The sequence below is a fragment of the Lysobacter sp. K5869 genome, from assembly GCF_018847975.1.
Taxonomy (GTDB): Bacteria; Pseudomonadota; Gammaproteobacteria; order Xanthomonadales; family Xanthomonadaceae; genus Lysobacter.
Window position 1 is genome coordinate 2,627,163 of the sequence record NZ_CP072597.1, and the last position, 10,541, is coordinate 2,637,703.

Annotated in this window: 7 protein-coding genes; 4 read left to right on the forward strand and 3 right to left on the reverse strand. The window is 70.4% G+C overall.

Features of this window, described 5'->3' with window-relative positions; genetic code table 11:
• Positions 1 to 178: 178 nt before the first annotated feature.
• Together J5226_RS11320 and J5226_RS11325 are read right to left on the reverse strand one after the other, a co-directional pair.
• Positions 179 to 883: a Crp/Fnr family transcriptional regulator gene (locus tag J5226_RS11320; RefSeq protein WP_215839977.1), complete on the reverse strand. Its 705-nt coding sequence runs from the start codon at positions 881 to 883 to the stop codon at positions 179 to 181.
• A 265-nt stretch (positions 884 to 1,148) separates the two neighbouring features.
• Positions 1,149 to 2,030 (reverse strand): PhzF family phenazine biosynthesis protein, encoded by an 882-nt coding sequence (locus J5226_RS11325; protein WP_215839978.1) that lies wholly within the window; start codon positions 2,028 to 2,030, stop codon positions 1,149 to 1,151.
• 340 nt (positions 2,031 to 2,370) lie between these two features.
• Here J5226_RS11325 and J5226_RS11330 point away from each other — a divergent pair, with 340 nt between their 5' ends.
• The 4 genes from J5226_RS11330 (at position 2,371) to J5226_RS11345 (ending at position 8,796) form a co-directional block, all read left to right on the forward strand.
• Entirely contained in the window at positions 2,371 to 4,971 is a 2,601-nt protein-coding gene (locus J5226_RS11330) for a bifunctional aspartate kinase/diaminopimelate decarboxylase (protein WP_215839979.1), read from the forward strand.
• A gap of 70 nt (positions 4,972 to 5,041) precedes the next feature.
• Positions 5,042 to 6,400 carry a UDP-N-acetyl-alpha-D-muramoyl-L-alanyl-L-glutamate epimerase gene (gene murL, locus J5226_RS11335; RefSeq protein WP_255323059.1) on the forward strand — a complete coding sequence of 453 codons (1,359 nt, stop codon included), beginning with the start codon at positions 5,042 to 5,044 and terminating at the stop codon, positions 6,398 to 6,400.
• Entirely contained in the window at positions 6,381 to 7,793 is a 1,413-nt protein-coding gene (gene murD, locus J5226_RS11340; protein ID WP_215839980.1) for a UDP-N-acetylmuramoyl-L-alanine--D-glutamate ligase, read from the forward strand. Before murL ends, murD begins: the two co-directional genes overlap by 20 nt.
• Positions 7,794 to 7,995: 202 nt before the next feature.
• Positions 7,996 to 8,796 (forward strand): dienelactone hydrolase family protein, encoded by an 801-nt coding sequence (locus J5226_RS11345; protein ID WP_215839981.1) that lies wholly within the window; start codon positions 7,996 to 7,998, stop codon positions 8,794 to 8,796.
• 510 nt (positions 8,797 to 9,306) lie between these two features.
• Here the strand turns inward: J5226_RS11345 and J5226_RS11350 are convergent.
• Positions 9,307 to 10,305 carry a polyprenyl synthetase family protein gene (locus J5226_RS11350; protein ID WP_215839982.1) on the reverse strand — a complete coding sequence of 333 codons (999 nt, stop codon included), beginning with the start codon at positions 10,303 to 10,305 and terminating at the stop codon, positions 9,307 to 9,309.
• Positions 10,306 to 10,541: the final 236 nt, after the last annotated feature.

Here is a 10,541-nt window from a genome sequence, read left to right on the forward strand (position 1 = left end):
GGCGCGAGCCGGCGGCCGCGAGGCCCGACTTGTAGGAGCGGCGTGAGCCGCGACCGCGACAACGCAACTACGCCGGAATTTTCGCGGTGGTTGCGTTGTCGCGGTCGCGGCTCGCGCCGCTCCTACAGGGGGCGTCCGGTTTCGCGTTGGGCTCGGGCGGCGACAAGAGCCGCCGCGCTCACTCCGTCGCGCCTTGCGACCAGCGCGCCACCGCGCGCTGCAACGCACCCTCGTCGCGCACCACCACATGCCGGTAGCGCAGTGCGATCCAGCCGCGTTGCTCCCAGGCCTTGAGCTGCTTGCTCACGCTCTGCCGGGTCGCGCCGAGCATGTTGGCCAGATCGTCCTGCGGCAGCGGCAGATCGATCAGCCGGCCGTGCTCGCGCTCCACGCCGTACACCCGCGCCAGCTCCAGCAGGCGCTTGCCCAGGCGCGCGGCCAGCGGCAGGGTGAGCGCGTCTTCGACGTATTCCAGCGCGGTGCGCAGCTTGCGGCACAGCAGCCGGGTGAAGCCGCGGTACAACTCGGGGTGTTGCTCCAGCAGCGCCAGGAACCGTGCGCGCGGCAGCAACAAGATGTCGCTGTCGCCGGCGGCGCGCGCGTCCTGCGGGCGCGGCTGGCCGTCGAACATCGACACTTCGCCGAACCAACTGCCGGGTTCGAACTGCACGATCAGCATCTCGCGTCCGCTCGCGGTCGGCACGCTCAGGCGGATGCGGCCGGACACCACGCCGTACAAACCCTCGGCCGCGTCGCCGCGCGCGTACAGCAGCTCGCCGTCGCGCAGGCGCCGGCGCACCGACATGGCCTGCAGGTGCGCGACGACTTCGGGCGAGAGGTCGCGCAACCAGGGATCGGCGGGCAGGGGGGGCGAATCGGGCATGGCAGCGGTTTGGCCGGGGACTGCGCCGATTCTGGCGCGTTTCCGGCGGCGCTGCCGGATCTTGGCTTCAGGCGCCGCGGCCGTAGCGTCGCGTTCGAAGCGCAGCGGCCTGGGCGCGAGCGTCGTGACGCCGCCGCGGTAGGGCCGCGTCGCCGTCGCGAACCCGGGCCGCCGCGTCGTGCAGTGGCCCGGCGAAACGAAGCGAGGCCGCCGCGTCGCGCCGCGGCCCGATGAAACGAAACGAGGCGGCCGCGGCCGCCTCGCCTCAACGCCAGTCGATGTGTCCGCGCACCACGTTGCTGACCCGGCCGCCGGACCACACCTCGCCGTCCGCGTCCACGCGCAACTGCAAGCGCGCATCGAAGCCGACTTCGCGGCCCTGGCTGACGGTGTAGCGGCCGTCGCGCCCCGGCAGCGTGTCGTTGTGCTTGAGCCACGCGGCGAGCGTGGCGTTGGCCGCGCCGGACGCCGCGTCCTCGAACTGCGCCGGCGCGCCGACGAAGGCGCGCACGACCAGATCGTAATCTTGGCCGGCATCGGCGCGCGCGAACGCGCACAGGCCCATGGTTTCGGTGCTTTCGGCGAGCCGGCCGATCGCCGCCCAATCGGGCTGGGCGGCGCGCAGCGCGGCTTCGTCGCGCAACTGCGCCAGCCACCAGCGGCGGCCGCCGTCCATCAGCGCCGGCGGCAGCGCGCCCAAGGGCAGATCGCGCAAAGCCGCGCTCAGGCGCGGATCGGCGGCGTCGGCGGTTTCGACCACGCGCGCGCGCGGCGTGCGCACCGCGATCGTGCGCGCGTCGCCGTCGCCGGACACCGCCAGCGGCAGCAAGCCGGCCACGCCTTCCTGCACCAGCACGCCGTCCACCGGCGCGGCGAGGCCGGCTTCCAGCACCACGCAAGCGGTGCCGACGCTGGGATGGCCGGCGAAGGGCACCTCGCGGCGCGGGCTGAACATGCGGATGCGGTAGCTGGCGCCGGGCTGGGTCGGCGGGAACACGAAGGTGGTCTCCGGCAGCCGGGTCCAGCGGGCGATGGCCTGCATGGCGGCATCGTCGAGGCCTTCGGCGTCGAGCACCACGGCCAGCGGGTTGCCGGCGCCGGGGCGGTCGGCGAATACGTCCAGTTGCAGATAGCGGCGTTGCGTCATTTCCAGGGGCGTTCCGTAAGGCCCGTGCAGGTGGCGTACAAGGGCGGGGCCAGGGGGCGGGAGAGGGCGGATCGAGGGGATTTCGACAGGTTGGCGAAAGACTTGCGGGCCGGGCGTTCGGCGGCGGTCGGGTTGGACTAGAATCGGCGGTTCGTGTCCGGCTTGCGGGCCGGCGCCGGTTCCGCGCGGATCGGCCGCCTGCTCGAAGCACGCAATTCTAGGCACGCAAGACCCGCAAGTGTGGAATCCCGCCGCGTCCGTTCATCGGCGCCGCGGGCGGATCGATCTGCCCCGGCCGCATGCCGGGCCCTCTCAAGTGGAATCAGCAATCGAGGAATTCGTGGAGACGCAACAGACAGGCTGGGTGGTGCTCAAGTTCGGCGGTACTTCGGTATCTCGCCGCAACCGTTGGGACACGATCGGACGTCTGGCTGGAAAACGTCTGCGCGAAGACGGCCGCCGCGTGCTGGTGGTGGTCTCCGCGCTGTCGGGCGTCACCAACGAACTGCAGGCTATCGCCTACGCGCCGGTCGGCGAGGACGGCGGCATCGCCGCGCGCTTCGCCGGCTTGGTCGAGCGCCACCGCGGCTTCTGCGCCGAACTCGGCCTCGACCCCGACGCGGTGCTCGGCGAACGCCTGGCGAAACTGGTTGCGCTGGAAACCGATCCGCGCGCCGCGGCGCGCGCGCTGGAGTGGCAGGCCGAAGTGCTGGGCCAGGGCGAACTGTTGTCCTCGACCCTCGGCGCGGCGTACCTGCGCTCGCAGGGCCTCGACTTCGGTTGGTGCGACGCGCGCGAGTGGCTCGACGCGGTGTCGCTGCCCAACGCCAGCGAGTGGGCGCAGCGCTTGTCGGTGAACTGCCGGCATCAGGCCGAGCCGGGCTTCGTCGAACGCTTCAGCGCGCAGCCCACGCAGATGCTGATCACCCAAGGCTTCATCGCCCGCCACGGCGACGGCGGCACGGCGATCCTCGGCCGCGGCGGCTCCGACACCTCGGCCGCGTACTTCGGCGCGCTGCTGAAGGCGCAGCGCGTGGAAATCTGGACCGACGTGCCCGGCATGTTCAGCGCCAACCCGCGCGAAGTGCCCGACGCCCGCCTGCTGGCGCGGCTGGATTACGCCGAAGCGCAGGAAATCGCCACCACCGGCGCCAAGGTGCTGCACCCGCGCTCGATCGCGCCGTGCCGCGACGCCGGCGTGCCGATGGCGATCCTCGACACCGAACGCTTCGACCTGCCGGGCACCCGCATCGACGCCAGCGCCGCGACCGTGCCGGGCGTCAAGGCGATCAGCCGCCGCAACGGCATCGTGCTGGTGTCGATGGAAAGCATCGGCATGTGGCAGCAGGTCGGCTTCCTGGCCGACGTGTTCGAGCGGTTCAAGCGCCATGGGCTCTCGATCGACTTGATCGGTTCGTCGGAAACCAACGTCACCGTGTCGCTGGACCCGAGCGAGAACCTGGTCAACAGCAACGTGCTCGAAGCGCTGTCGGCCGATCTGGCCGAGGTGTGCCGGGTCAAGGTGATCGCGCCGTGCGCGGCGATCACCCTGGTCGGCCGCGGCATGCGTTCGCTGCTGCACCGCTTGTCCGACATCTGGGCCGCGTTCGGCCGCGAGCGCGTGCACCTGATCTCGCAGTCGTCCAACGATCTCAACCTGACCTTCGTCATCGACGAGGCCGACGCCGACGGCTTGCTGCCGCATCTGCACCACGAGCTGATCCGCGGCGGCGCCATGCCGGTGCGCGACGACAGCGTGTTCGGCCCGAGCTGGCGCGAGATCTCCGAAGGCAAGCCGCAGCGCGCCGCGCCGTGGTGGCAGGCGCAGCGTTCGCGCCTGCTGGCGATGGCCGCGGCCGGCACGCCGCGCTACGTCTACGATCTGGCCACGGTGCGCGAACGCGCCCGCGCGCTGATCGGCACCGCCGCGGTCGACCGCTGCTTCTACGCGATGAAGGCCAACTCGCACCCGGCCGTGCTGCGCGCCATAGTCGGCGAGGGCTTCGGCCTGGAGTGCGTGTCGCTGGCCGAGATCGAGCGCGTGTTCCAGGCGCTGCCGCACATGGCGCCCGAGCGCGTGCTGTTCACCCCGAGCTTCGCCCCGCGCCACGAGTACGAAGCCGCGCTCGCGCGCGGCGTGATCGTCACCCTCGACAACGTCGAAGCGCTCAAGCGCTGGCCCGAGACCTTCCGCGGCCGCACCCTGTGGCTGCGCCTGGACCTCGGCCACGGCGAAGGCCATCACGAGAAAGTCCGCACCGGCGGCGTCGCCGCCAAGTTCGGCCTGCCGCTGGCGCGCTTCGACGCCTTCGTCGAGGAAGCGCGCAAGCTCGGCATCCGCATCAGCGGCCTGCACGCGCACCTGGGCAGCGGCATCGACGATCCGCAGCACTGGCGCGGCGTCTACGCCAGCCTGGCCGGGCTCGCCGATAGCGTCGGCACCATCGAGACCATCGACATCGGCGGCGGCTTGCCGGTCGCCTACACGCCCGAAGCGCGCGTCTTCGACCTCGACCTGTGGCGCGCGGGTCTGGACGAGATCAAGGCCGCGTATCCGCGCTACGGCCTGATCATCGAGCCGGGCCGCTACCTGGTCGCCGAAAGCGGCGTGCTGCTGCTGTCGGCGACGCAGGTGATCGAGAAGGACGGCGTGCGCCGGATCGGCTGCGACGCGGGCATGAACGCGCTGATGCGTCCGGCCATGTACGAGGCGTATCACGGCATCCACAACCTCAGCCGCTTCGACGACGCCGACACCGCCGCGTTCGACGTGGTCGGCCCGGTGTGCGAGAGCAGCGACGTGCTCGGCCGCGCGCGGCTGCTGCCGAAGGCGACCGAGGAGGGCGACGTGATCCTGGTCGCCGACGCCGGCGCTTACGGCATGGCGATGGCCAACACCTACAACCTGCGCGCGCTGCCGGTCGAGGAGGTGCTCGGATGAGCGCCGCCCCGAACTTCGCGGCGCTCAAACGCCCGCCGCGCGCGACCGTTTCGATTTCGAGAGTGAACCTGTGAGCGATCAATTCCAACGCGACGCCGTGCGCGCCTTCCGTTTCGTGCGTTGCGGCCTGAACGCCGCGACCGGCGTGGCCGAACTGGTCTACGCCTTCGACGACGGCCCGGAGCTGATCGAAACCGTGACCGTGCCCGGCGCGCCGTTCGCGCTGGACGCGGCGCGCGGCGAAGCGGTCGAACGCGCGCTGCGCCTGCTGCATCTGATCGCCGGCGTCAGCTATTACAAGGCCGCGGTGCCGGACGAGATCCGCATCGATTCCTACGCCATCGACGCCGACACCGCCGCGCTGCTGGAGCTGGTCTACGTCAACGGCCTGGGCGAATTTGCCTACCGCAACGGCTTGAACCTGCACGGCAAGATCCGCTTCCCCGTGCAGGCGCCGGCCGATCCGGCCGCGCCCTCGCTCGGCCTGCGCGAGCACGCGCTGGTCGCCATCGGCGGCGGCAAGGACTCGCTGGTCAGCATCGAAGCATTGCGCGCGCTCGGCGTCGAACAGACCGTGACCTGGATCGGCGGCTCGCAGCTGATCGCCGCCTGCGCCCAGCGCACCGGCCTGCCCACGCTCAATCTCGGCCGCGCGCTGGCGCCGCAGTTGTTCGAATACAACCGCCAGGGCGCCTACAACGGCCACATCCCGGTGACCGTGGTGAACTCGGCGATCATGGCCCTGGCCGCGCTGCTGCGCGGCGTGGACCAAGTGGTGTTCTCCAACGAGCGCTCGGCCAGCTACGGCAGCGTGATCGAAGGCACCGGCGAGGTGAACCACCAGTGGTCGAAGGGCTGGGATTGCGAGCGCGCGTTCGGCGATTACTTGCAGAAGCACGTGGCCGCGGATCTGCGTTACTACTCGTTGCTGCGGCCGTTGAGCGAACTGGCGGTGGCGCGGCAGTTCGCGCGCGGCGACCGTTACGACGCGCATTTCAGCAGCTGCAACCGCAATTTCCACATCCTCGGCGAGCGTCCGGCGAGCCGTTGGTGCGGCGTGTGCCCGAAATGCCACTTCGTGTTCCTGGCGCTGGCGCCGTTCATGACCAAGCCGCGGTTGGTGTCGATCTTCGGCCGCAACCTGCTCGACGATCCGGCCCAGACCGACGGCTTCGACGCGCTGCTGGAGTACCGCAACCACAAACCGTTCGAATGCGTCGGCGAAGGCCGCGAATCGCGCGCGGCGATGGCGGCGCTGGCCGAGCGTGCGGAGTGGCGCGAGGACGCGCTGGTCGAACGCTTCGCCCGCGAGATCCGTCCGCAGCTGGCCGGCGAGGAGCTGCGCATCGAGCCGTTGCTGGCGCTGGAAGGCGAGCACCGCGTGCCGGCCGCGCTGTGGGAGCGTCTGCGTGCGTATTTCGCGGTTTGACGGCCAGCGCGTCGCGCTGTGGGGCTGGGGCCGCGAAGGCCGCGCCGCCTACCGCGCGATCCGCTCGCGTTTGCCGCAACTGGAATTGACGCTGTTCTGTTCGGTCGATGAGGCCGCCGATGCGCGCGGCTTGCGCGACCCGCGTTTGTCGGTGGAAACCCAAGCCAGCGCCGAGCGCTTGGGCGCGTTCGAGTGGATCGTCAAATCGCCCGGGATCAGCCCATACCGCGCCGAGGCGCTGGCAGCGGCGGAGCAGGGCGCGCGCTTCATCGGCGGCACCGCGCTGTGGTTCGGCGAACACGCCGCGTCGCAAGCCGGCGGCCGTGTGGTGTGCGTCACCGGCACCAAGGGCAAGAGCACCACGACGTCGCTGCTGGCGCATCTGCTGCGCGCCGGCGGCCACCGCACCGCGCTGGCCGGCAACATCGGCCTGCCGCTGCTGGAAATCTTGGACGCGCTGGAAGGGCCGCAACCGCCTGAGTTCTGGGCGGTCGAGCTGTCGAGCTACCAGACCGGCGATGTCGGCCTGAGCGGCGCGCGACCCGACGTGGCCGTGGCGCTCAACCTCTTTCCCGAACATCTGGACTGGCACGGCTCGCAGGCGCGTTACGTCGAAGACAAACTGCGGCTGCTGACCGAAGGCCGGCCGCGCATCGCCGTGCTCAACGCGGCCGATCCGGTGTTGTCGGCGCTGCGCTTGCCCGACAGCGAGATCCGCTGGTTCGGCGACGAAGCCGGCTGGCATCTGCGCGGCGACGCGCTGTGGCGCGGCGAACGCGAAGTCATGGACACCGCCTCGCTGCCGCTGCCGGGCCGACACAACCGCGGCAACCTGTGCGCGGTGCTGACCGCGATCGAAGCGCTCGGCCTGGACGCCGCGCCGCTGGCGCCGGCCGCGGCCAGCTTCCGCCCGCTGCCGAACCGCTTGCAGCCCATCGGCGAACGCGACGGCATCGCTTACGTCAACGATTCGATCAGCACCACGCCGCACGCGACGCTGGCGGCGTTGGAGTGCTACGCCGGCCGCCGCATCGCGCTGCTCGTCGGCGGCCATGATCGCGGCATCGACTGGCAAGGCTTCGCCGACGCCATGCGCACGCGCGCGCCGCTCGCTATCGTCACGATGGGCGAAAATGGCCCGCGCATCCACGCGCTGCTCGCAGCGGCAGCGGGCGAGGGCGGCTTCGCCCTGAGCGCGGCCCGCGACCTCGCCGACGCCATGCAGCAGGCCCGCGCCGCGCTCGGCGCGCAAGGCGGCGTGGTGCTGCTGTCGCCGGGCGCGCCGAGCTTCGGCGCGTATCGCGATTACGTCGCGCGCGGCCGGCATTTCGCCGAGTTGGCGGGGTTCGATCCGGATACGATCAGCGCGATCGCCGGCATCGGCATCGCCTGACAGGCAGCTCCCTGTAGGAGCGGCGCGAGCCGCGACCGCGACAGCGCAACGTCCGCGAAGGTTTCGGCGCAGTTGCGCTGTCGCGGTCGCGGCTCGCGCCGCTCCTACAGGTAGCCTTTGCGGCAACGCAGCGTTGAACCGTCACACCGGTTTGCCCGAGCCGCGCTACTCTGCGCCGACCGCCCAACCCGGAGTCTTCGCCATGCGCCGTACCTCCGCCGTCCTGCTGCTCGCCCTATGCGCCTCGCCCGCCTTCGCCGCGATCAAGACCAAGCCGGTGGAGTGGAAAGTCGGCGACGACAGCTTCAGCGGCGTATTGGTCTACGACGACGTCAACGCGATCAAGCGCCCCGGGCTGGTGATGGTGCCCAACTGGATGGGCGTGACCGACAACGCGATCAAGCGCGCCGGCGAGATCGCCGGCGACGACTATGTGGTGCTGGTCGCCGACATGTACGGCAAGAACGTTCGGCCGAAGAACAAGGACGAAGCCAAGGCCGCGGTCGGCAAGGTCTACGCCGACGGCGGCGTGACGATGCGGCAGCGCGCCAGCGCCGCGGTGGCGGCGTTGAAGGCGCAGGACAAGACCGCGCCGCTGGACGCTTCGCGCATCGGCGCGCTGGGCTTCTGCTTCGGCGGCTCCAGCGTGCTGGAACTGGCGCGCACCGGCGCCAACCTCGCCGGCGTGGTCAGCTTCCACGGCGGGCTCAAGGCGCATCTGCCCGGCAACGGGGTCAAGGTCAACGCGCCGGTGCTGGTGCTCAACGGCGCCGCCGACAAATCGGTGCCGAACGAGGACGTGCTCGCGTTCGAGAAGGAAATGGACGACGCCGGCGCCGACTGGCAGCTGGTGAACTACAGCGGCGCGCGGCATTGCTTCGCCGAATCGGAGAACGCCAACAACCCGCCGGAGGACAACTGCCGCTACGACGCGCGCGCGTCCAAGCGCTCGTTCGCGGCGATGCGGGCGTTCTTCGTCGAGCGGTTCGGCGCGCGCGATTGAGGCGCGCGGCGGGCGCTTGGGTTAGAGCCCTGTTGAAGGTGGATGCGTGCGATCCACCTGTAGGAGCGGCGTAAGCCGCGACCGCGACAACGCAGCTAACGCGAACGTTTCGCCGTAGTCGTATTGTCGCGGTCGCGGCTCGCGCCGCTCCTACAGAGGGCAACCGCGGCGACGCGGAGCTGAAACGAATCGGGGCCGGAACCTGCGCGACGACGCAGCCACCGTGGAGGTTTCACCGAGCGTTTGGCCCCTCGCCCAGGCGCGATGTCGCGTCAACGAACGTAAGTCCGCAATCTACCTGTAGGAGCGGCGCAAGCCGCGACCGCGACAACGCAACCACCGCGAACGTTTCGTCGTCGTTGCATTGCCGCGGTCGCGGCTCACGCCGCTCCTACAGCGGCCATTCGCGGCGAGGTGGGGCCAAAACGCATCGGGGCCGGAACCTTTCCCGCAACCTCGCGGAAAACGTCCCGGCCCCGATGTTCCCGGCGCTGCCCGCGCCGAAAAACCTCAGTGATCGCGGCTCACCGCATACCGCGCCAACCCGCGCAGCGCCGCTACGTATTCGTTGTCCTCCAACCCGTCCAACGCCGCCTCGGCCGCGTCGGCGTAGTCCTGCGCGCGCCGACGGCTGTACGCCAGACCGCCGGTCGCGTGGATCGCCGCCAACACTTCCGGCATCGCGTCGCTGTCGCCGTGTTCCACCGCCGCGCGCAGCCGCGCGCGCACGGCTTCGTCGCTGTGGGCGATGGCGTGGATCAGCGGCAGCGTCGCCTTGCCCTCGGCCAGATCGTCGCCGAGGTTCTTGCCCAGGGTCTGCGCGTCGGAGGCGTAATCGAGCACGTCGTCGGCGATCTGAAAGGCATAGCCCAGCGCCATGCCGTAATCGTGCAGGCGCTGCTGCACGGCGCTGTCGCTGCCCGCGAGCAACGCGCCCAAGCGGGTGGCGGCGGCGAACAGCACCGCGGTCTTGCGCTCGATCACGCGCAGGTAGGCCGGCTCGTCGGTGTCGGGATTGCGCACGTGCAGCAGCTGCAGCACCTCGCCCTCGGCGATGCGGTTGGTGGTGTCGGCGAGGATCTTCATCACCTCCAGCCGGTCGAGCTCGACCATCAACTGGAAGCTGCGCGAGTACAGGAAGTCGCCGACCAGCACGCTGGCGGCGTTGCCCCACACCGCGTTGGCGGTCTTGCGGCCGCGGCGCAGGTCGGACTCGTCGACCACGTCGTCGTGCAGCAAGGTCGCGGTGTGGATGAATTCGATGACCGCGGCCAACTGGTGCGCCTGCGGGCCGCGATGGCCGAGCGCGCCGGCCGCCAGCAGCAACAGCATCGGCCGCAGGCGCTTGCCGCCGGCGCCGACGATGTACTCGGCCACCTGATTGATCAGCACCACGTCCGAAGCCAGGCGGCGGCGGATCAGGGCGTCGACCGCTCCCATGTCGTCGCGGGCCAGGGATTGGATGTTCGCCAGGTCGGGGACGGACAAGGTCGTAGCGCTGGAGGGCATGGAGTGGCCGGATCGAGAAAACGGAAAGTATAGGGCTTGGCCGACGGGCATCTCAGCCCGCGCGGAGCGCCCGATGAGGCGCCGTGAGCGGGCGTGAGCGGTCGGTTTCGCTGAACGGGCTGAATTGAATTTCCAAAACACGCTCTTTTTATGTGGTTTTGACGTCTATTTGCGATCTAGGTCGCAGCAGAATTTCACGCGCCTTCTGCGCGAGCACAGCTAATTTCGACCCGAAA

Excerpts from the sequence above, each read along its gene's own strand:
- J5226_RS11320 (WP_215839977.1), bottom strand. The coding sequence starts at position 883 with ATGCCCGATTCGCCCCCCCTGCCCGCCGATCCCTGGTTGCGCGACCTC.
- J5226_RS11325 (WP_215839978.1), bottom strand. The coding sequence starts at position 2,030 with ATGACGCAACGCCGCTATCTGCAACTGGACGTATTCGCCGACCGCCCC.
- J5226_RS11345 (WP_215839981.1), top strand. The coding sequence starts at position 7,996 with ATGCGCCGTACCTCCGCCGTCCTGCTGCTCGCCCTATGCGCCTCGCCC.
- J5226_RS11350 (WP_215839982.1), bottom strand. The coding sequence starts at position 10,305 with ATGCCCTCCAGCGCTACGACCTTGTCCGTCCCCGACCTGGCGAACATC.